This window comes from Streptomyces sp. NPDC014991, assembly GCF_043080665.1.
GTDB lineage: Bacteria > Actinomycetota > Actinomycetes > Streptomycetales > Streptomycetaceae > Streptomyces.
Map to the genome: position 1 here is coordinate 718,092 of NZ_JBIBVY010000001.1, position 20,700 is coordinate 738,791.

Consider the following 20,700-nt stretch of genomic DNA (forward strand, 5'->3'; position numbering starts at 1 on the left):
TCCTCCTGTCAGGCGTTGCAGCGGTGGGTGCGGGCGGCGAGTTCGGCGGCGGAGCGGTCGCGGTGTTCGGTGGAGAAGCCGCAGCCGGGGGCGGTGCAGGCGGCGGTGTGCTTGGTCTGGCCTCGGCCGTTGTTGTAGGTGCCGACCTTGACCGGGCCTATGCGGAGCACGTCGTAGAAGCGGTTCGGGCGCACTGGCTGACCTCCTTCCGGTGTCAGGTGAGTTGGAGTTGTGCGGCGATTGCTTGGCAGGTCTGGGCGGGCAGGCCGAGCCGGGCGGTGAGCGCGTCGGCGGTGATCTGCTCGCCCGTGCTGGTGCGGTGTGCGTCGGCGATTGAACGGGCGTGGTCGAGCAGTGCCGGCGGAACGGCCGGGGCGGAGGCCGGAGGCTTCACAGGCGCCAGGGTCAGTTCCGCCGCTGGGACCGGGGTCGGGGCCACCGGGTTGGGGGTGTCGACGCGGTGCACCTCGACTTCCGGGCCGGACGGTTCTTCGTCCGGCTCCGGCTCCACGGCGGCCGGGGCGGGGGCGTGAACGAGGAGGGTGCCACCGAGGAAGGCAAGGGCGGGCCAACCGGCGACGAGGATGCACAGCCAAGCGGGCACCTGCTGGAGATCGAGCAGTCCGGCAGTGGCGACGTTGGCGCCGAGCGAGGCCGCCAGGGCGATGGCGAACCAGGTCCACGAGGACTGGTCCCGGCCGACGCGCAGCCGACGCCAGGCGGCGACCAACAACAGGTCGACCGAGACCGGATAGGCCCACGCCTTCCAGCCGGACTGCCCGGCCGCCGAAGCCAGGTCATGCAGGTGCGCGAAGGACAGGGCACCGGCGATCACGGCCTGGACGAGGACGGCATCAGGGCGCAACGAGCGATTCACGGCGACCCCCCTACTCCGTGACCGGGCGCGGCTTGACCAGTGACGGACCGGAAGCCGGGGTTTCGGCGGGTACGTGCGGCCGGAACCGGTCCAGGGCGGGAAGGTCTGGGACGAGGTGGGCGGTGTCCCGGCATGCCGCCTTCGCCTCATCGCGGGACGTGTGGGGGGTGCGGATCTTCGCCCAGCCACCGGAGGAGTCGGCCGCCACAGCGGTGCCGGGGCGTTCGGCGGGGATGAGGCTGGCAGCCGCGACAGCATCCGGGGCAACGTCGGCGAGGCCCATTTCGGCGGTCTGCTTGTCGTTGACGCGGTGCACGACGCGGCCGGTGAGCTGGGCGCGGAGCATGGTGGCACCCTTGCCCAGTTCGGAGCCGAAGCGTTGCCCGCAAACCTCCAGGTAGATCCCGACCGCGCGGGCCATCTGCGCCAGCCGGATCAGCGCGGTGACGATCCGCTCCCGCCGCTCCTCGTCCTTCTTCGAGGAGATCAGGAACAGCTCGGCCACCTCGTCGACCAGGACGACGACGGGCACCGGCCGTAAGCGCTCGGGCAGGTCCCACATGTCCGAGACCCCGTGCGCGCTCAGCAGGTCGAAGCGGGACTCCATCTCCCCCAACAGCACATCCAGCAGCGAGGCGGAGTCGTCCGGGGTGGTGACCAGGGCCGACAGCCGGGGCGCGTAGGCGGAGTGTTCCACCCCGCGCTTGCAGTCGATCCCGACCAGCGCCACCGGCAACCGCGCCAAGCCCTTGATCAGGTTCCGCTGATAGACGGACTTGCCCGAGCTGTTGGCGCCGAGCGTCAGCGCCATGGGCACCTTGCGGTAGTCCCGGACGAAAGCCGTGCCGTCCTCCCGCAGCGCCACCGGCACCGCCAGACCCTCAGGGCGAGCCCCGCGGGGAAGCCGGACCCGACGCAGTACGTCGTAGCCGGTCATGCGCAGCTCGACGTACCCCGGCTTGGTCTCGGCGATGGTCACCGAGTGCACGCCCCAGGCATGCCGCAGCCGCTCCGAGGCGGCCATCAGGTCGGCCGGTTCCAGGCCGGCGGGAAGCCGCAGCGTCACCCGCAGCCCGGTCGACGTGCCCCGGACCCGGCGCACCTTCGGCGGGACCGGCAGCACCTCGCGCCGGGCCACGTTCCGGGCAATGAAGGCCCGCATCCGCGACGGCTGCACCGTCAGCCCGCACACGTCCATCGTGGAGCGGTAGGTGAAGGTGAACCGGCCCCAGGTGACCGGCAGCCCGACCAGCGACCAGTACACGCGCGGCGCGCGGACCCTCGCGTAGCCCAGACCGCCAGCCCCCGCAAGGGATCCAACGGTCTCCAGGACCATGGACACGTCGGTCATGGTCAGGCCACCGGGGTGATCGCGACCGCGCGGAACGAGATCCCGTGCCGCTTCTGGCCGTTGAACTCGTTCTCCCAATCCCGCGCCTTGAGGCCGACCACCCGCACCGGCATCCCCGGCGCCAGACCCTCCGGGACACCGGTCTCCGGGATGGTCACCTGGTAGAGGTTCCCCTCTCCCTCGTCCGAGACCAGCAGGCCCACCGTCGACAGCGCGGCACCGGTCTCCCGGTCCATCGCCCGCTCACCGGTCTTGGCGTTCGCCAGCTTCGGCGCCGGCGCGGTCGCCACGAACACCACAGCGGTCGACGTGTCGATCTTGAAAGACGGCATGAGCACATCCCTCGTTCAGGAGGCCGCCCGGTGCAACCTCTCTAGACATCTCTACTTTGGCTGCGGATCTCTAGAGATGTCAAGCAGGATGTCTAGAGAGGTTGCGACTGAAAGATCGCGGCAACACGCAGAGGCGAGCGCCATACCCATGGCCTAGGCTGTCTAGAGAAGAGAGGAGGGCTCCGGAATGGCCAACACCGACGACGACCGTCGGCCGAAGTACCAGCGGATCGCGGACTCCCTGCGCGAGGCGATCCAGTCGGGCGAGTACGGCCCCGGTGATCGCCTCCCCGGAGAAAACGAGCTGATGGCCGCGCACGGCGTGGCCCGCATGACGGCCCGACAAGCGTTGAGCGTGCTCCGAGACGAAGGCGTCGCCGAGGCCCGCAAGGGTGCAGGCGTGTTCGTCCGAGCGTTCCGCCCCCTTCGGCGCAGAGGCATCCAGCGGCTTTCCCAGCAGCAGTGGGGCAGCGGCCGTTCCATCTGGTCCGCGGACATCGAGAACCGCGCGCTCGAGGTGGACCAGGTCGCCGTGTCCGAGGAGGCCGCGCCCGACCGCATCAGCGCGGTTCTGGACCTGGCCGACGACGAGACGGTGTGCGTGAGGCGCCGGCGCTTCGTCTTGGAGGGGAAGCCCGTCCTGCTCGCGACGAGCTATCTGCCCACGTCAGTGGTTGCCGGATCCGCCATCACTCAGGAGGACACGGGACCAGGCGGGACGTACGCCAGGCTTGCCGAACTCGGCTACAAGCCAGTGCACTTCCGCGAGGAGATCCGCTCACGCATGCCGTCGAAGGATGAGGCGGCACAGTTGAGCATGTCCTCGGGCACGCCGGTCATCCTCATCTGCCGTACCGCGTTCGCGGACGAGGGCCGCCCCGTCGAGATCAACGAGATGACGCTCGACGCCGCCTCGTACATCCTGGAGTACGACTTCGACGCGTGACCTGGGTTGTTACAGGTTTCTCTACCTCATCAAGGGCCCGCGCAAGGCGCGGGCTGGCCCCTTGGGCTCGACCCCTCTGCGCCTTCGGCGCCGGGGTCGGCCCATGGGGCCGCAGCGAAGCAACGGCCCGAGGGTAGATCCCGCATAGGGCGGCCGGCGGTCAAGGCGATGCCTCCGGCGGGGGATCGGCCGGCACCGGGATGGAAGGGGCGCCGCCACCGACTGCGGGCCCGTAGTGGCGTGCGCGGGGTGCTCCCATCCCGCACACCGTCGACCCAGGCAGAGCCGAGCAGACGCGGCCCATGGCGTCCAGGTCGTTCGTACAGTGGCGCGCTCCACCTGGACGCCATGAACCACGCCCGCTCCACGGTGTGTGGGTCGACGGCGTACGGGATGGGAGCTGAGGTGGGTGGTGGATGAGGCTGGCGGTGAAGGTGCAGCTCGTAAGACGGGAGCTCGGGCCAGCAGTGGATGCCTAGTGCGGCTCGCTCACGCCGAGGTCGAGGCGCATGGCCTCCCGCATGGCCTGCAGTGGGGTCCACAGCTCTTTCAGTAGACGTTTGGCCTGCTGGATGGTGTCGCCTTCCCGGAGGTCGCCGCAGTCAATACGTCGCAGCATCCCATAGAGGACATTGATCTTGTAGTTCACGCTACGTGCTGTGGCAAGGACGCTGTCCGAGACCACCATCTGTGCCTCGTCGTACTGTGCGCGATGGGCGTGCATCGCAGTGGCGGCGTTCTGGCGGATCTCGTCTGTCAAGGTATTGGTCGCCATGGCCTGGACGTACTCGGCGAGCGCGTAACGGCAACTGCGCGCTCTGCTATTGATGGCGATGTAGCAGTCGCGAATGTTTTCATGGTGCTGTCGCTCGTGCTCCAAGCCCAGTGAACGTTGGGCGGCACGTTGTGCCAGGTAGCCCGACGTCACGGTCCCACCGACACCGGCGATACCGACCAGCAAAGTGGCTAGGGCTGCGTCCACCGAACCAGTACAACAAGCTGTACCCATCTTCGCGTCCGCGGCGTGCGCAAACTCGATGGTTCACCACACAGTGTGAGTACTGCGTGCCGTCGCAGGCTCCGGCCGGAGAGGAAGCTCAGGACCACGCGTGCCCTCCACGTGCCCGATCCAGCGGTTCCGCACGGGGAACAACGGGGAGCCGCAGCGACCGCACCCGGCACAGCGCAGGTCAGCGTCTCGGCAGGTCAGCCGCCATCCAGTTACGCGATCTTCCAAACTAGCTACGCGGGTTCGATTCCCGTCGCCCGCTCTGTGCGCCGAAGGCCCGGGCGAGAGGTCGCTTTCCTCTCCCTGGGCCTTCGCCTTTTTCCGGGGCCGTGCCCCCTCACGTCCCCCGCGTGTCCCTTCGGGGCCGGCGTGAAGGGACACGGCGGGTCAGGTGCGGTGCGCTCGCCGGCACCCGTGCCGGCCCCCGAGGATCTCCTGAGATCGCACCCATGGGCGACTGGACGTCCTTCCCCGCGCCCTGGCTGCCGCTCGGGGCTACGGACGACCCCGGCGGGCACGGCCCCGCGTGCCCCGACCGATCGGCCGCCGGCGGCGGCGCCGGGGATCGGCGGCGAGCACCCTCGGAGCGCGCAGGTCACCCTCCCGCCCGGTCAGCGTCCACCCACGTACGCGATCTTCCGAACCGGGGTTCGATTCCCGATCGCTTTCGCGGTCCGGGCGACTCCGCGGGGCCCGGCGGGTCAGAATCTGATCGAGTTGATCGACTCCGCTATCGAGTTCAGGAACCGGCTGATGGACGGCGCCATGCCGGTCGAGGCCAGGAAGAAGCCGAAGAGGATCGCGACGACGGCGGGGCCGGCCTTGATGTTCCCCCCTCGGATCAGCACCACGAGGATGATCGCCAACAGCAGCACCACGGACAGTGAAATGGCCACAACTGATCCCATCCTCGGTCGGTCCGCTCTCCCGGCCCGGAGGTACGGCCACGCACCCCCGCCAGGACCATCGTGCCACCAACCCGGCCTCCTTATGCGGCGTGTGACAGAACGTCGGACGGCGGACCGCCGCCGGCGACGTCGCGCACGGCAATTCGAGCGGCCCGGGCGCGCGACTCCCCGCGGAATTAACCGACTTCGTTTCCGTGTCCACACATCCCGTGCGCAGGTAATTCGAATTGGGGACGCCGGGGCCGCGTATGCCCCAATTAGTCGGCATGAATCGGGACATCACGGGTCAACAACCGGCATCCCCCGGCGCGCCATCACGTGGACAGGGGTGGCACGTTCCGCGAATCTGTGGGTACCCGGAGGCGATAACCAGGAATGACTGCGGGCGTTTTACGGAATGCCGCAGACGACGCTAGGGTGCCTGAGATGTTTGACGCCGCCTCGTCCCACGGCCAGAACCGCAGGCCACTCCCCCCGGCACAGCCGCCGGCGGACGGAGTGCCCGGCCCGCGTACCCCGGTGAGCGCGCAGGAGCGGCGGACACGGACGGACAGACCCGGCCGGCAGCGGGACGCGTTCTTCGACAACGCCAAGTACCTGGCCATCGTGCTCGTCGCGATGGGGCACGCCTGGGAGCCGCTGAAGGGCGACAGCCGCATCCTGGAGGCCGTGTACACCGTCGTGTACTCCTTCCACATGCCGGCGTTCATCATCATCTCCGGCTTCTTCTCGCGCGGTTTCGACATGCGCCCCGACCGGCTGAAGCGGCTGATCACCGGGGTCGTCGTGCCGTACGTCCTGTTCGAGTCGGCGTACCCGCTCTTCAAGAACCTCGTCACCGGCTCCCACGAGGAGATCACCCTCCTCGACCCCTGGTACCTCACCTGGTTCCTGGTCGCCCTGTTCGTCTGGCGGCTGACCACTCCCATCTGGAAGCTGGTGCGCTGGCCGCTGCCGGTGGCCCTCGGCCTCGCCATGCTGGCCACCGTCTCCCCGGCCATCGGTGACGACCTCGACCTCCAGCGCGTCCTCCAGTTCCTGCCCTACTTCGTGCTCGGCCTGTGCATGAAGCCGGAGCACTTCCACCTGGTGCGCCGCCGTGGGGTGCGGATCGCCTCGGTGCCGGTGTTCGCGGCGGCGCTGGCGGTCGGCTGGTGGGCGGTGCCGCGGATGAACACCGCCTGGTTCTACCACCGTGACGCCGCGCAGGAGCTCGGCGCCCCGTGGTGGTGCGGCCCGGTGATGACACTCGCGCTGATGGGCTGCTCGCTGGTGCTGACGGCCTGCTTCTTCGCCTGGGTGCCGAGCCGGACGACGTGGTTCACCGCGCTCGGCGCGGGCACCCTGTACGGCTATCTGCTGCACGGCTTCCTGGTGAAGCTCGGCGACTACCGCGGCTGGTTCGAGCAGCCCTGGCTGCACCGTCCGCTCGGTGAGATCGCGGTGACCCTGCTCGCCGGTGCCGTCGTCACGGTGCTGTGCACCCGGCCCGTGCGGCGCCTGTTCCGCTTCGCCATGGAGCCGAGGCTGGAGTGGGCGTTCCGGCAGGACGCGGCGGCGCAGGCCCGCGAGCGGCAGAACCAGCGCGAGACGGTCAGCGTCTGACCGGGTTCTCCCCCGCTCCGCCCCGGGCCCGCTCACCGCTCCGCTTGCGGCTCCGTTTCGCGTTCCGCTTCCGGTCCGGCCCCGGCTTCCGGCCGGGGATCCGGGCCGAGAAGGGCGCGCATCCGGGCGTACTTCGCGGTCAGCCGTGCGCGGGTCGGCCCGTCGAGGGCCGCGAGGCGGCGCGGGTCGGCGTTGTGCGCCAGGTCGGCCTCCTTCACCAGCCGCGCGCCCGGGGTGGTGAGGATGCGGCGGGCGTAGGCCTCCGGCGGCTCTCCCGGCCGCCTGGTGAGGGCGCGCACGATCGCCTTGGTCCGCGGGGACAGCGCGGCGTGCGCCAGCCACTCCTCGCTCAGCGCGTCGTCCTCCACGGCGTCGTGCAGCCAGGCCGCCGCGATCTGTTCCGGGTCGCCGCCGCGGGCGCGTACGCCCTCGGCGACGGCCGCGAGGTGTTCGGCGTACGGCCGCCCCGCCTTGTCGGTCTGCCCCTGGTGGGCGGTGCGCGCGAGGGCCTCGACCTCGGCCGGCGTGAGCTGGGTCATGGCCCCAGTGTCCCCCGGGGCCCGCACGCGGCGGTGCCGGGGCGGGGGCTCAGCGGGCGCTCGCCGAGGCCTCGTGGCAGATCAGCAGCAGCGCCCGGTCGTCGTTGACGTCCTTGGCGACCGCCTCGATGAGGTGCCAGGCGGCGCCGTGGAAGCCGCCGGCGACATAGCGGTCGGCCTCGCCGGTGAGCCGGTCGATGCCCTCCACGATGTCCCGTTCGGAGGTCTCCACCAGGCCGTCCGTGAACAGCATCAGCACGTCTCCGGGTCGCAGCGAGCCCTTGACGGGGTCGAACTGGGCGCCGTCGTACACACCGAGCAGGGGTCCCTCGGCGACCTTCTCCTCCCAGCGTCCGCTGCCCGCGCTGAGCTGGAGCCCCGGCGGATGGCCGGCGGAGTACAGCTCGTAGTCCCCGGAGTCCAGGTCCAGGACGAGGTGGATGGAGGTGGCGAAGCCCTCCTCCCAGTCCTGGCGCAGGAGATAGCCGTTGGCGGCCGGGAGGAAGGCGTGCGGGGGCAGGGAGCCGAGGAGACCGCCGAAGGCGCCGGACAGCAGCAGGGCGCGCGAGCCGGCGTCCATGCCCTTGCCGGACACGTCCGTGAGCACGACCTCCAGGGTCCGGCCGCCGTTCGTGCGGGCCGCGACGACGAAGTCGCCGGAGAAGGACTGGCCGCCGGCCGGGCGCAGCGCCATCTCGTGGTGCCAGCCCCGCGGCAGCTCGGGCAGCTTGCTCTGCACGCGGATCCGCTCGCGCAGGTCGAACAGCATGGTGCCGCCGCGCCGCCAGGGCACGCCGACCCGGCTGCGGAACTGCGCGGTGAGCAGTCCGAAGAAGCCGCACGCGGCGACCACCAGGACTATGCCGGGGGTGACCCGGGAGGGTCCCTCGGTGTACGGGCCGAGCCGTACCGACTCCACGATCAGGGCGGTGGCCGCCGCCGCGTACAGGCCGAGCAGGCTGGCCGGGCGCAGCAGCAGGCCGCCCGCGACGATGGGCAGCACCAGGGTGGCCGGTGAGCACCACACCGAGTCGACCAGGGTGACGGCCGCGAGGAGGGGGACGGTCAGCAGCAGTCCGGCGAAGGCGATCCAGTCGGAGCCGTCGCCGCGGAAGTAGTCCACGGCGCTTCTGCGCAGCCCGACGCGGGCCCGGTGCCACTGCATCTTCCACCGGGCCGTGAACGTCTCGGCCTTCGCGCGCCGCGCTCGTCCTGCTGCCATTAGTCCGGGACCCTATCCAGCGGACCGGCCGCTTGGCACGGGAGGTCCCACTTGTCCCCCGTGCGAGGCTCCGCTTCGCCGTCCTGCCGCGTGGCGTGTGCCGGTGTGTGCCCGGAGGATATTCGCTGGCCCGTCTCCTGACGCCCTGATAGGCATGGCGCATGGGGACTGACCGCGGGACAGGGCCGAGGGTGCTGCGCGAGGACGAGTGGGACCGGTGGTACGACGCCTTGTACCGGTCCTTCGGTTCGGGGCCGGCGCCGGCCGAGGAGCGGGCCCTGAACCGCTCCGTGACCGAGTTCGACCGCTCGCTCGCCGTCTGGGACGGGGACGAGGTCGTCGGCACGGCGGGGGCGTTCAGCTTCCGGATGACCGTGCCGGGCGGAGCCGCGGTTGCGGCGGCCGGGGTGACGATGGTGGGCGTGGCGGCCACCCACCGCCGGCGCGGGGTGCTGACCTCGATGATGCGCCGCCAGCTGGACGACGTCCGCGCGCTGGGCGAGCCGGTGGCGGTGCTGACCGCTTCGGAGCCGGCCATCTACGGCCGTTTCGGATACGGCGCGGCGACCTTCCGGGTCGGCGCGGAGATCGACACGAGCCGGGTGACGGTGGCCGTGCCCGCCGGTGCCGACGAGGTGCGGCTGCGGTACGCGGACCCGGCCGAAGTCCTGGACGCCTGCGAGGCCGTGTACGCGGCCCTGGTGCCGCGGCGGCCCGGCATGCTGGTCCGGCGGCCCGGCTGGGAGCGGGCCGGTCTGCTCGACCCGGAGAGCGGGCGCGAGGGCGGGTCGGCGCTGCGGTGCGTGGTCGCCGAGCGGGACGGCAGGACCAGCGGTTACGTCCGCTTCCACACCCGGAGCGGCTGGAGCGAGAGCGGTGCCGACGGCACGGTGCACCTGAGGGCCCTGGCCGCGCTCGATCCCGTGACCGAGGCCGCGTTGTGGCGTTTCCTGTTCGGCATCGACCTGATGACGACGCTGTCGGTGCGGTCGCGGCCGGTGGACGACGCCTGGCGGTTCCTGGTCTCCGACACCCGCCGCTGCAGGCCGCGGCTGGGTGACGACGCCTACGTGCGGCTGGTGGACGTGGGCCCGGCCCTGTCGGCGCGCACCTATCTGGCGCCGGTGGACGTCGTGTTCGAGGTGGAGGACGCCTTCTGCCCGTGGAACACGGGGCGTTGGCGGCTGACGGGCGACGCGAAGGGCGCGGCCTGCGAGCGGACGGCCGACGCGGCTGATCTCTCCCTGTCCGTACGGGAGCTGGGCGCGGCCTATCTCGGCGGGGTGAGCCTGCTGTCGCTGGCGGCGGCCGGGCGGGTGCGGGAGCTGCGGCCGGGGGCGCTGGCGGAGGCGTCGGTGGCGTTCGGCTCAGCGGTGGCCCCCTGGCTGCCGCACGGTTTCTGACGTCACCGGCGCCGCGTTCGGCCCGGCGGTGGCCCGTGGCCGGCGTACGGCTGCCCGGTCCGGCTGCCCGGTCACCGTCGCTGGCAGCCGGGGCACCAGAAGAGGTTGCGGGCGGCGAGGCCGGCGGTGCGGATCTCCGCGCCGCAGACGTGGCAGGGCAGGGTGGCGCGGCGGTAGACGTACACCTCACCGCCGTGGTCGTCCACGCGGGGCGGGCGGCCCATCGCCCCGGGGGTGTGCTCCGGGCGGACGGTGTCGATCCGGTTGTTCCGCACCCCCTCGCGCATCAGCGCGGCCAGGTCGGCCCAGAGGGTGTCCCACTCGGCCGGGGTGATGTCCCGGCCGGCCCGGTAGGGGTCGATGCCGTGCCGGAAGAGGACCTCGGCGCGGTAGACGTTGCCGACGCCGGCGACCACCTTCTGGTCCATGAGCAGCGCGGCGATCGTCGTGCGGCTGCGGGAGATCCGCCGGTACGCGGCGCCCGGGTCGGCGCCCTCGCGGAGCGGGTCGGGGCCGAGCCGGCCGTGGACGGCCCTCTTCTCGGCGTCCGTGATCAGGGAGCAGGTGGTGGGGCCGCGCAGGTCGACGTACGCCGTGTCGTGCGCCAGCCGGAGGCGGACGGTGTCCGCCGGCGGGGGCGCGGGACCGTCACCGAAGCCGACCTTTCCGAAGAGGCCGAGGTGGATGTGGACCCAGTCGGCGTCCCGGAAGCCCAGGAAGAGGTGCTTGCCGTGGGCTTCGGTGGCGGTCAGCCCGGTGCGGTCCAGGAGGGCGGCGGCGTCGGAGAACTTGCCCTGGGGGCTGGTGACCCGCGGGGCCGTGCCCAGGAAGCGGGCGGCGTAGTCCTGCGCCAGCCGGTGGATCGTGTGCCCCTCTGGCACGGTCGCCGTTCCTTCCCCTCCTGCGGTTCCCGCCTGCTCCCCGGGGGAGCCCTCAGTCCTGCTGCGGGTGGTGGGCGGGGATCGGCGGGAGGTCGCCCGTGGTCTCGTACGCCGCCAGCATGTCGATGCGGCGGATGTGGCGCTCGTCGCCGGAGAACGGGGTGGCGAGGAAGATCTCGACGAACCTGGTCGCCTCCTCGGTGCTGTGCATGCGCGCGCCCACGGCCACCACGTTGGCGTCGTTGTGCTGGCGGCCGAGGGCCGCCGTCTCCTCGCTCCAGGCCAGCGCGGCGCGCACACCCTTGACCTTGTTGGCGGCGATCTGCTCGCCGTTGCCGGAGCCGCCGATCACGACACCGAGGGCGTCCGGGTCGGCCGCCGCCTTCTCCGCGGCACGCAGGCAGAACGGCGGGTAGTCGTCCTGTGCGTCGTAGAGGTGGGGCCCGCAGTCGACGGGCTCGTGCCCGGCGGCCTTCAGCCACTCGACGAGGTGGTTCTTGAGTTCGTAGCCCGCATGGTCGGAGCCGAGGTACACGCGCATGCCACGAGTGTGACACGCCTGTTCCAGGGCAGCAGCCCCGGGTGCCGGGGCGTCCGGGCGGGGCCGCGAGATGTGAGGGGCACCATAGAACCTCAAGGAAACCTCAAGTAACAATCCGGATTCAGAGGTTCCCGATTTGGTTGGCCTCAGATTCACTGGACCGACTCGTACACCGCTCGTACGGGCAGCTCCACCTGGCGCAAAGGAAATCCGTCCATGACCCCTGGTTCGGGCCTCCAAGCAGGACTCAAGAACCGCCATCTGACGATGATCGCGATCGGTGGCGTCATCGGAGCCGGCCTCTTCGTCGGTTCCAGTTCCGGTATCGCCACCGCGGGACCCGGCATCCTCCTGTCGTACGCCCTCGTCGGCACGCTCGTCGTGCTGGTGATGCGCATGCTCGGAGAGATGTCCGCCGCCAATCCGACCTCCGGCTCGTTCTCCGCGCACGCCGACCGTGCGCTGGGCCGCTGGGCCGGGTTCTCCATCGGCTGGCTGTACTGGTTCTTCTGGGTCGTCGTGCTCGCCGTCGAGGCGACCGCCGGCGCGAAGATCCTCGAAGGCTGGGTGCCGAACGTCCCGCAGTGGGGCTGGGCACTCATCGTGATGACCGTGCTGACCGCGACCAACCTGGTCTCCGTCGGCTCCTACGGCGAGTTCGAGTTCTGGTTCGCCGGCATCAAGGTCGTGGCGATCGGCGCGTTCATCGTCATCGGTCTGCTCGCCGTGTTCGGCGTGCTGCCGGGCGTCCACGCCGACAAGGCCTCCTTCGGCAACCTCACCTCGCACGGCGGCTTCCTGCCACACGGCCCCGGCGCGATCCTCACGGGCGTCCTGCTGGTCGTCTTCTCCTTCATGGGCAGCGAGATCGCGACCCTGGCGGCCGGTGAGTCCGAGGACCCGCAGCGCGCGGTCACCAAGTCGACCAACAGCATCATCTGGCGGATCGGCGTCTTCTACCTCGGCTCGATCCTCATCGTGGTCGCGCTGCTGCCCTGGGACGACGCCTCCATCGCGAAGGACGGCTCCTACGTCGCCGCCCTGAACTCGCTGGGCATCGCGCACGCCGGCGAGATCATGAACGTCATCGTGCTGACCTCGGTGCTGTCCTGTCTCAACTCCGGCCTCTACACGGCCTCCCGGATGGCCTTCTCGCTCGGCGAGCGGGGTGACGCCCCGAAGGCGTTCGCGCGGGTCAACGGCCGGGGCGTGCCGATGACGGCGATCCTCGCCTCGGTCGTGTTCGGCTTCGTCGCCGTCTTCTTCAACTACCTGTCCCCGGACAAGATCTTCCTCTTCCTGGTCAACTCGTCCGGCGCGGTGGCCCTGTTCGTGTGGCTGGTCATCTGCTTCTCGCAGCTGCGGATGCGCAAGATCATCCAGCGGGAGGCGCCGGAGAAGCTCGTCGTGCGGATGTGGCTGTACCCGTACCTGACCTGGGCGACGGCCACGCTGATCGTGGGCGTCCTGGTCTACATGCTGTTCGACACGGAGCACGACGGCCGCGAGACCGTGCTGCTGTCGCTGCTGGTCGCGGCGGTGGTGCTGGTGATCGCCCTGGTGAAGGAGCGGCTCGCCGCGCGCCGCGCGCCCGCGGCGGCCGAGGCGCCGGCCGACAAGGTGTCCGTCGGCTGACCCGGCACCACGAGCGGCAGGGCCGCACCCCCCGGCATCCGTCGGGTGGTGCGGCCCTGCCGCGTTCCGGGCGCCTCAGCGCTCGCCGGCGAGCTTCCAGGCCGTCGGCAGCGCGCCCATCGCCAGGGCCGCCTTGAGGGCGTCGCCGATCAGGAAGGGAGTGAGGCCGGCCGCGACCGCCTGGGACGCGGACATGTGGGCGGCCAGGGCCAGGTACGGCACGCCGACCGCGTAGATGACGGCCTCGCCGAGGATCATCGTGCCGGCCATGCGCAGCGGGGAGCGGTCGGCGCCACGGCGGGCCAGGGCGCCGACCAGGGCGGAGGCCAGCAGCATGCCGAGGACGTAGCCGAAGGAGACCATGCCCGCGCCGGAGGCACCCTGCGCGAACCACGGCACGCCGGCCACTCCGGCGAGCGCGTACAGGGCGAGGGAGAGGAAGCCGCGGCGGGCGCCGAGCGTGGTGCCGACGAGCAGTGCGGCGAAGGTCTGGCCCGTCACCGGCACCGGGGAGCCGGGCACCTGGACCGACAGCTGGGCCGCGAGGCCGGTGAGCGCGGCACCGCCGAGGACGAGGGCCGCGTCGCGGACGCGGGACGCGGGGAGCAGGTCGGCGAGGACTGCGCCGGGGCGGGCGGTGGCGGTGGCGGTGCTCATGGGGACTCCGCGAGGTGGTGTGGACATGTCGGGACACCGCGACGCTATCCCAGCGCCCGCGCGCCGATCACCGTCGGCGCTCGACAAAGGGAGGAACGGCGACTTGGTGTGCTTCGCACAAAGGAGGCCGCCGACACCTGTGCGGGCGTGATACCGGTCACTGAGGCAGAGACGCTCCGCTCACTCGCACGGCCTGGCGGGCGACTGTAGGGACCCACCAAAAGCTCTTGGGGTGTCCGTCTCGCCCGTCGGTCGCAGTCTGGGCAGCGCGAAGGCGTTTTGCTAGCTTCGCACGCATGGTTGCCCAGGCCCGGTACCTCACCTCGCGTCGCTATGTCGACCTGCGACGCCAGGGCACGGCCACCTGTCGCCGTCCCGGGTAGGGGCGGGCCGCGGCACGCCCCTGTCCTCCGTGACGTGTCGGCCCCGTTCCAGAGGCGGTTCTCCATGCCCCGCACCGCGGCATCCACCCTTGTCTCCCCCGTTCCGCGTGCCGCCGACAGCGACCGGCGGCGCACCAGCGCCAGTGTCGTGCTGCGCTCCGTCCTGGAGCACGGCCCGGTGGCGCGCAGCACCATCGCCCGGCTGACCGGCCTGTCGCCCGCGTCGGTGACCGAGCACTGCGCCCGGCTCACCGGTCTCGGCCTGCTCCGCGAGTCGGCCGCGCCCCGCCGCTCGGGCGGGGTCGGCCGGCCGCACGTCCCCGTCGACCTGGACGACGCCCGTTTCCTGGTCGCCGGGGTGCACGTGGCCGTGCCGTACACCACGGTCGCCCTGCTCGACCTGCGCGGCCGGGTGGTGGCCCGGCGGGAGCTGAAGCACGAACGCACCGATCCCGGGCGGGTGCTGGCGCGGGCCGCCGAGGGGCTCGCGGCGCTGCTCGCCGGGGTGCCGGGCCGGCGCCCGCTGGCGGTGGGGGTGGCGGTCGGCGGCTGGGTGGACCGGGAGACGGGCACCGTGGTCGAGCACGAGCTGCTGGGCTGGCGGGACGTGCCGGTGCGGGAGCTGCTCGGCGCCCGCACCGGACTGCCGGTCCATGTCGACGGTCACGCGCGGGCGTTGGTGAACGGGGAGCGGCTGCTCGGGCGGGCCCGGGGCAGCCGCAGCGTGCTGCACCTGTTCGTGGGCAACGTGGTGGACGCGGCGTTCGCCACCAACGACGAGGTGCACCACGGGCCGCGTTCGGCGGCCGGGGCGATCGGCCATCTGCCGGTGCCGGGCGGCACCGAGCCGTGCGCCTGCGGCGGTACCGGCTGCCTCCAGGCGGAGCTGAGCGAGCGGACGCTGTGCCGGCGGGCGCGGGCGGCCGGGGTGACCGACTCGGCCAATCCGATGCACGTGGTGGCCGCGGCGACGGCGGGGGACGCGGTGGCCCGGCGGCTGCTGGTGGAGCGGTCGCGGACGACCGGGTGGGCGCCGGGCTGCTGCTCGACGTGCTGAACCCGGAGACGGTCGTGGTGACCGAGGTCGGGGTCATGCACGTCGAGGGCTGCCTCGACGCGTTGCGGGAGGCGGTGGGAACGGCACGTTCGGCGCACGTCCTGCCGACGAGTTTCCCGGACCATGTGCTGGCGACGGCGGGCGGTTCGGTGGCGCTGGACGTTTTGTTCCGGGATCCGCTGGGTGCGTCACCTGAGGATATTTAATTCAGAAACTCGGAATGTTGACAGAGGCAGTCCATGACCGGGAACATCCTGGTCATGGACCCGCAGACGAGCTGTCGCACCTTCTGTTGCTGACACATTGCCGCGCATGAAGCGCGTGTTTCCGTTGCGTGAGTTCTTTTCTTCCGGCTTCCCCTCCCGGAATTCCTCCTGCCTTTCCTTTTTCCCCTCCCAGGGAGTGCTCCCATGCACCGTCGTGTCCTTCTCACCTCCCTGCTCGGCGCGTCCGCCGCCGTGGCGGGTCTCAGCGGCTGCGCCGACGGCAAGGCCACCGCCGCCACCAAGGGCGCGGCCACGAAGCCGCTCGCCCGCAGGGTTCCGGCCGGCACCAGCCTGAAGATCGCCTCGTACCAGAACGTGCAGCAGTTGCAGTTCCGGCTGGCGAAGCTGCCCCGGCTGCCGTTCACGGTGTCGAGCTGGGTGAACATCGGTGCGGGCCCGGACGTGATCAACGCCTTCCGCGCCAGGTCCCTGGACCTCGCCAACAACGCGGGGATCCCGCCGATCCAGGCGCACTACCAGGGTTTCGACGCGAAGATCGTCGCGGTCGACCTCACCCGCAAGCCCAACTACCTCTTCGCCACCAGGCCGGGCAGCGACATCCGCACGGTGGCGGACTTCCGGGGCAAGCGGCTCGCCTTCTCCCAGGGACAGGCCCAGGGGGTCGTCCTGCTGCGGGCGCTCAAACAGGCGGGCCTGAAGTACGACGACGTGCATCTGGTCCCGCTGACCAGCAACCAGTTCCTGACCGCCCTCCAGTCCGGCCAGGTCGACATCGCCCCGCTCGCCAACAACCAGGCGCCGGCGTACCTGAAGCAGTACGGCGGCAAGGGCGCCCACGCCATCAAGACCGACGTCGTCGACCTGCTCAACCTGCTCTGGGCCCCGCAGTCCGTGCTGGACGACCCGGCGAAGGCCGCCGCGATCGCCGCCTACATCCCCGAGTGGGCCAGGGGCCAGGTGTGGCAGTACGAGCACCCGGACGTGTGGAACGAGGAGTTCTTCGTCAAGACGCAGAACCTCAGCCTCGACCAGGCCAGGTCCATCACCGCCCTCGCCAACAAGCCACTCTTCCCGGCCGGCTGGGACGAGGCCGTCAAGTGGGAGCAGGAGACCGCCGACCTGCTCGCCGAGGGCGGCTTCGTGAAGAAGTTCGACGTGTCCTCCCTCTTCGACCACCGCTTCGAGTCCATCGCCGCCAAGGCCGTACCCGAGGAGTACCGGAGGTGACCACGGTGACCACGACGACGACCGCGCCGCCGGCGACAGCGGCCGGGGAACTCCCCCAGGTCCGCAGGCGCCGCCGCCTCTCCCCCGGCCGCCGGCTGCCCGCCGCCCGGCTGACCGGACCGCTGGTGGTGCTCGCGCTGTGGGCCGGCGCCTCGGCCGCCGGGCAGCTCGACCCGGGCGCCGTCCCCGCACCCTGGACCGTCCTGAGGACGGCCGGCCGTCTGTGGACCGACGGCACGCTGCCCACCGATGTGCTGACCTCCCTGGAACGGGCCGGCTACGGCTTCGTGATCGGGCTGACCGCCGGGGTGCTGCTCGCCCTCGCCGCCGGCCTCAGCCGGACCGGGGAGGCGCTGATCGACGGCACCGTGCAGCTCAACCGGGCGATCCCCACCCTCGGGCTGATTCCGCTGTTCATCCTCTGGCTGGGCATCGGGGAGACGTTCAAGATCGCCATCATCGCGATCGTCGTCTACGTCCCGATCTACTTGAACACGCACGCCGCGCTGTCCGGCATCGACAGCCGCTTCGTCGAACTCGCCGAGGTGCAGGGTCTGTCGCGGCTCGCCTTCGTCCGCCAGGTGGTCGTCCCCGGCGCGCTGCCCGGATTCTTCGTGGGACTCCGGCTCGGGGTGACCGGCTCCTGGCTGGGCCTGGTGGTGCTGGAGCAGATCAACGCCACCAACGGGCTCGGCTACCTGATGTTCCAGGCGCAGAACTACGGCCAGACCGACGTCATCCTGGTCGGCCTGCTGATCTACGGCGTCTTCGGCCTCGTCTCCGACAGCGTGGTCCGTCTGATCGAACGGAGGGTGCTGTCGTGGCGCCGCACACTGAGCAACTGACCCGTCCCGCCGTCCGGCTGAGGGGCCTGACCCGGTCGTTCGAGGGCCGTACCGTCCTCGACGGCATCGACCTCGACCTGCCCGCCGGCCAGTTCACGGCCCTGCTCGGGCACAGCGGCTCCGGCAAGTCCACCCTGCTGCGGGCGGTGGCCGGCCTGGACCACGGGGTGGCCGGCAGCGGGCAGCTCACCGCGCCCGAGCGGGTCTCGGTGGTGTTCCAGGACTCCCGGCTGCTGCCCTGGCGCCGGGTGCTGGACAACGTCCTGCTCGGCCTGGACGGCAAGGACGCCGGGGAACGCGGCCGGGCGGCGCTGGCGGAGGTCGGGCTGAAGGGCCGCGAGCGGTCCTGGCCGGGCCAGCTGTCCGGCGGTGAGGCCCAGCGGGCCGCACTCGCCCGCTCCCTGGTCCGCGAGCCCGAACTGCTGCTGGCGGACGAGCCGTTCGGCGCCCTGGACGCGCTCACCCGGATCCGGATGCACCATCTGCTGCGCGAGCTGTGGAAGCGCCACCGGCCCTCCGTGCTGCTCGTCACCCACGACGTCGACGAGGCGATCGTGCTCGCCGACCGGGTCCTCGTCCTGGACGGGGGCCGGATCGGCCTCGACCTGACCATCGACCGTCCCCACCCGCGCTCCTACCGGGAGCCGGTGCTGGGGGAGTACCGCGAGCGGCTGCTGGCCGCCCTGGGTGTCACGGAGGACCACCAGTGACCACGAGACAGCTCCACCTGAACGCGTTCCTGATGAACACCGGTCACCACGAGGCGTCCTGGCGGCTGCCGGAGAGCGACCCGTACGCGCACGTCGACCTCGACCACTACGTCGGCCTGGCGCGGATCGCCGAACGCGGCACGTTCGACTCCCTGTTCCTCGCCGACGGCCCCCAGCTGTGGAGCAACCTCGCCCAGCGGCCGGCCGGCGCGCTGGAACCGCTCACCCTGCTGACCGCGCTGGCGACGGCCACCGAGCACATCGGACTGATCGCCACCGCCTCCACCTCGTACAACTCCCCCTACAACCTGGCCCGCAGGTTCGCCTCGCTGGACATCATCAGCGGCGGCCGGGCCGGCTGGAACATCGTGACCACCGCCGGCGCGGAGGCCGCCCGCAACTTCGGCCTGGAGCACGAGCCCGCGCACGCCGAGCGGTACGCCCGTGCCGCCGAGTTCCTCGAGGTGGCCCTGAAGCTGTGGGACAGCTGGGAGGACGACGCGGTCGTCGCCGACAAGGCGGCCGGTGTCTGGGGCGACGACAGCAGAATCCACCCGCCCCTGCACCGGGGGACGTTCTTCAGCGTCGCCGGCGCCCTCAACGTCCCGCGCAGCCCGCAGGGTTACCCGCTGCTGGTCCAGGCGGGCTCCTCCCAGGACGGCAAGGCGTTCGCCGCCCGGTACGCGGAGGCCGTGTTCACCGCCCAGCAGACCCTCTCCGACGCGCAGGCCTTCTACCGCGACCTCAAGGCGCTCACCCGACGGGCCGGACGCGACCCGGAGCGGCTGAAGGTGCTGCCGGGGATCGTCCCCGTCCTCGGGTCGACGCAGGCGGAGGCGCGGGCGAACGAGCAGGTCCTCGAGGACCACATCGTGTACGACCACGGAGTGGCCCGGCTGGAGAGCCTGCTCCAGCTGGAGCCCGGCACGCTGGAGCTGGACGCCCGGCTGCCGGCCGACCTGCCGCCCGAGTCGGCCGTCGAGGGCGCCAAGAGCCGCTACACGCTCGTCGTGGAACTGGCCCGGCGCGAAAGGCTCACCGTCCGGCAGCTGATCGGCCGGCTCGGCGGCGGGCGCGGGCACCTCACCTTCGCCGGGACGCCCGAGCAGGTCGCCGATCAGATCGGGACCTGGTTCACCGAGGGCGCCGCCGACGGCTTCAACATCATGCCGGCCGTGCTGCCCTCCGGGCTGGAGGCGTTCGTCGAGCACGTCGTGCCGATCCTGCGCGCCCGGGGCCTGCTGCGCACCTCGTACGGCCCCCGGCAGACCCTGCGGGAGCGCTACGGCCTGCCCCGCCCCGCCAACCAGTACGTGACCCCCGCATCCTCCCCCGCTCCCGCGCTCGTCTGAAAGGACCCGTCATGTCCCTCGAGATCACCAAGGTCACCGCGCGCATCGGCGCCCGGGTCACCGGCGTCGACGTCACCCGGCCGCTCGCCCAGGAACAGGTCGCCGCGCTCCGCGAGGCCCTGAACGCCCACAAGGCGCTCGTCTTCGACGCCGGAGACCTGGACGACGCGGGCCAGCAGGCCTTCGCCCGCCACTTCGGCGACCTGACCACCGCCCACCCGACGGTCGATGCCGTCGACGGCGCCCCGAACGTGCTGCCCGTGGACAGCGAGCGGGGCCGGGCCAACCACTGGCACACCGACGTCACCTTCGTGCTGAATCCGCCGCAGGTAAGCACCCTGCGCTCGATCACCGTCCCGCCGTACGGCGGCGAGACCCTGATCGCCGACGCGGCCGGCGCCTACCGGGACCTGCCCGAGCCGCTGCGCCGCTTCGCCGACACCCTGTGGGCCGAGCACACCAACGACTACGACTACGCGGTGCCGCAGGAGGAGATCGACGAGGAGCGGGCCGCCCAGCGCGCCCGGTTCACCTCCATCAAGTACCGCACCGCCCATCCGGTGGTCCGCGTCCACCCCCTGACCGGTGAACGCGGTCTGTTCGTCGGCGGGTTCGCGCAGCGGATCGTCGGCCTGTCGGCCGGCGAGTCCCGGAAGATCCTGGACCTGTTCCAGGCGTACGTCACCCGCCCGGAGAACGTGCTGCGCTGGCGCTGGTCGGAGCGGCAGCTGGTCCTCTTCGACAACCGCATCACCCAGCACTACGCCATCGACAACTACGACGGGCAGCCGCGCCGTCTGCACCGGGTGACCGTCGCCGGCGACATCCCGGTCGGCGTCGAGGGCAAGGAGAGCTACTCGATCGAGGGCGACGCCTCGCACTACACACCCGTGGCTGCGTGACGGGTCGCACACGCTGCGTGCGGCGGATGTCCGGATAGTGGGCGGCCCCTTCGCGTGAGCGGACGGGCCGCCCAGACTGGCGGGGTTTTTG

General features: G+C 71.5%; 20 protein-coding genes and 1 pseudogene. 10 read left to right on the plus strand and 11 right to left on the minus strand.

From position 1 onward, the window contains the following. Positions 1 to 8 precede the first annotated feature (8 nt). From ACF1BE_RS03230 to ACF1BE_RS03245, 4 genes are read right to left on the minus strand one after another with little or no spacing between them, the layout of a single operon-like run. On the minus strand, positions 9 to 194 hold the full coding sequence (locus tag ACF1BE_RS03230; protein WP_392197238.1) for a mobile element transfer protein: 186 nt from the start codon (positions 192 to 194) through the stop codon (positions 9 to 11). 20 nt (positions 195 to 214) lie between these two features. Then, positions 215 to 877: a DUF2637 domain-containing protein gene (locus ACF1BE_RS03235; protein WP_392197239.1), complete on the minus strand. Its 663-nt coding sequence runs from the start codon at positions 875 to 877 to the stop codon at positions 215 to 217. Positions 878 to 887: 10 nt separating this feature from the next. Then, the gene (locus tag ACF1BE_RS03240) at positions 888 to 2,228 is read right to left on the minus strand and encodes an FtsK/SpoIIIE domain-containing protein (protein WP_392197240.1); all 1,341 of its coding nucleotides are present in this window, start codon (positions 2,226 to 2,228) and stop codon (positions 888 to 890) included. A 2-nt stretch (positions 2,229 to 2,230) separates the two neighbouring features. After that, entirely contained in the window at positions 2,231 to 2,560 is a 330-nt protein-coding gene (locus ACF1BE_RS03245; RefSeq protein ID WP_392197241.1) for a hypothetical protein, read from the minus strand. 187 nt (positions 2,561 to 2,747) lie between these two features. Here ACF1BE_RS03245 and ACF1BE_RS03250 point away from each other — a divergent pair, with 187 nt between their 5' ends. Beyond that, complete coding sequence (locus ACF1BE_RS03250; protein WP_392197242.1) at positions 2,748 to 3,506, plus strand: GntR family transcriptional regulator; 759 nt, start codon at positions 2,748 to 2,750, stop codon at positions 3,504 to 3,506. A 475-nt stretch (positions 3,507 to 3,981) separates the two neighbouring features. On the opposite strand, the gene ACF1BE_RS03255 is transcribed toward ACF1BE_RS03250, so the two are convergent. After that, positions 3,982 to 4,488 carry a hypothetical protein gene (locus ACF1BE_RS03255; protein WP_392197243.1) on the minus strand — a complete coding sequence of 169 codons (507 nt, stop codon included), beginning with the start codon at positions 4,486 to 4,488 and terminating at the stop codon, positions 3,982 to 3,984. 728 nt (positions 4,489 to 5,216) lie between these two features. Continuing rightward, positions 5,217 to 5,411: a hypothetical protein gene (locus tag ACF1BE_RS03260; RefSeq protein ID WP_392197244.1), complete on the minus strand. Its 195-nt coding sequence runs from the start codon at positions 5,409 to 5,411 to the stop codon at positions 5,217 to 5,219. 438 nt (positions 5,412 to 5,849) lie between these two features. On the opposite strand from ACF1BE_RS03260, the gene ACF1BE_RS03265 reads away from it, so the two are divergent. After that, entirely contained in the window at positions 5,850 to 7,028 is a 1,179-nt protein-coding gene (locus tag ACF1BE_RS03265) for an acyltransferase family protein (RefSeq protein ID WP_392197245.1), read from the plus strand. Positions 7,029 to 7,060: 32 nt separating this feature from the next. Here ACF1BE_RS03265 and ACF1BE_RS03270 read toward each other — a convergent pair whose 3' ends face one another. Both ACF1BE_RS03270 and ACF1BE_RS03275 read right to left on the minus strand, forming a co-directional pair. Beyond that, on the minus strand, positions 7,061 to 7,567 hold the full coding sequence (locus ACF1BE_RS03270; RefSeq protein ID WP_392197246.1) for an HD domain-containing protein: 507 nt from the start codon (positions 7,565 to 7,567) through the stop codon (positions 7,061 to 7,063). Positions 7,568 to 7,616: 49 nt separating this feature from the next. Beyond that, positions 7,617 to 8,789 carry a PP2C family protein-serine/threonine phosphatase gene (locus tag ACF1BE_RS03275; RefSeq protein ID WP_392197247.1) on the minus strand — a complete coding sequence of 391 codons (1,173 nt, stop codon included), beginning with the start codon at positions 8,787 to 8,789 and terminating at the stop codon, positions 7,617 to 7,619. A gap of 161 nt (positions 8,790 to 8,950) precedes the next feature. Between ACF1BE_RS03275 and ACF1BE_RS03280 the strand changes: the two genes are divergently transcribed. After that, positions 8,951 to 10,192, plus strand: a complete 1,242-nt coding sequence (locus tag ACF1BE_RS03280) for a GNAT family N-acetyltransferase (RefSeq protein ID WP_392197248.1) — start codon at positions 8,951 to 8,953, stop codon at positions 10,190 to 10,192. A 71-nt stretch (positions 10,193 to 10,263) separates the two neighbouring features. Here ACF1BE_RS03280 and ACF1BE_RS03285 read toward each other — a convergent pair whose 3' ends face one another. Both ACF1BE_RS03285 and ACF1BE_RS03290 read right to left on the minus strand, forming a co-directional pair. After that, positions 10,264 to 11,073, minus strand: coding sequence for an Fpg/Nei family DNA glycosylase (locus ACF1BE_RS03285; protein WP_392197249.1), 810 nt, complete (start codon positions 11,071 to 11,073; stop codon positions 10,264 to 10,266). Positions 11,074 to 11,125: 52 nt separating this feature from the next. Then, positions 11,126 to 11,614 carry a ribose-5-phosphate isomerase gene (locus ACF1BE_RS03290; protein WP_392197250.1) on the minus strand — a complete coding sequence of 163 codons (489 nt, stop codon included), beginning with the start codon at positions 11,612 to 11,614 and terminating at the stop codon, positions 11,126 to 11,128. Positions 11,615 to 11,830: 216 nt separating this feature from the next. Here ACF1BE_RS03290 and ACF1BE_RS03295 point away from each other — a divergent pair, with 216 nt between their 5' ends. Further along, on the plus strand, positions 11,831 to 13,249 hold the full coding sequence (locus ACF1BE_RS03295; protein ID WP_392197251.1) for an amino acid permease: 1,419 nt from the start codon (positions 11,831 to 11,833) through the stop codon (positions 13,247 to 13,249). Between the two features lie 75 nt (positions 13,250 to 13,324). On the opposite strand, the gene ACF1BE_RS03300 is transcribed toward ACF1BE_RS03295, so the two are convergent. Then, entirely contained in the window at positions 13,325 to 13,906 is a 582-nt protein-coding gene (locus ACF1BE_RS03300) for a biotin transporter BioY (protein WP_392197252.1), read from the minus strand. A 447-nt stretch (positions 13,907 to 14,353) separates the two neighbouring features. Here ACF1BE_RS03300 and ACF1BE_RS03305 point away from each other — a divergent pair. The 6 genes and pseudogenes from ACF1BE_RS03305 to ACF1BE_RS03330 all read left to right on the plus strand — a co-directional run bounded on the left by ACF1BE_RS03305 (position 14,354) and on the right by ACF1BE_RS03330 (position 20,609). Continuing rightward, positions 14,354 to 15,552: pseudogene (locus tag ACF1BE_RS03305) on the plus strand (ROK family protein). Between the two features lie 204 nt (positions 15,553 to 15,756). Then, on the plus strand, positions 15,757 to 16,800 hold the full coding sequence (locus ACF1BE_RS03310; RefSeq protein ID WP_392197253.1) for an ABC transporter substrate-binding protein: 1,044 nt from the start codon (positions 15,757 to 15,759) through the stop codon (positions 16,798 to 16,800). A gap of 5 nt (positions 16,801 to 16,805) precedes the next feature. After that, on the plus strand, positions 16,806 to 17,645 hold the full coding sequence (locus ACF1BE_RS03315) for an ABC transporter permease (RefSeq protein WP_392197405.1): 840 nt from the start codon (positions 16,806 to 16,808) through the stop codon (positions 17,643 to 17,645). Next, positions 17,621 to 18,355 carry an ABC transporter ATP-binding protein gene (locus ACF1BE_RS03320; protein ID WP_392197254.1) on the plus strand — a complete coding sequence of 245 codons (735 nt, stop codon included), beginning with the start codon at positions 17,621 to 17,623 and terminating at the stop codon, positions 18,353 to 18,355. Before ACF1BE_RS03315 ends, ACF1BE_RS03320 begins: the two co-directional genes overlap by 25 nt. Next, the gene (locus ACF1BE_RS03325) at positions 18,352 to 19,707 is read left to right on the plus strand and encodes an LLM class flavin-dependent oxidoreductase (RefSeq protein ID WP_392197255.1); all 1,356 of its coding nucleotides are present in this window, start codon (positions 18,352 to 18,354) and stop codon (positions 19,705 to 19,707) included. The genes ACF1BE_RS03320 and ACF1BE_RS03325 overlap by 4 nt, the downstream gene beginning before the upstream one ends. Positions 19,708 to 19,718: 11 nt before the next feature. Continuing rightward, entirely contained in the window at positions 19,719 to 20,609 is an 891-nt protein-coding gene (locus ACF1BE_RS03330; RefSeq protein ID WP_392197256.1) for a TauD/TfdA dioxygenase family protein, read from the plus strand. The last annotated feature ends 91 nt before the right edge of the window (positions 20,610 to 20,700 follow it).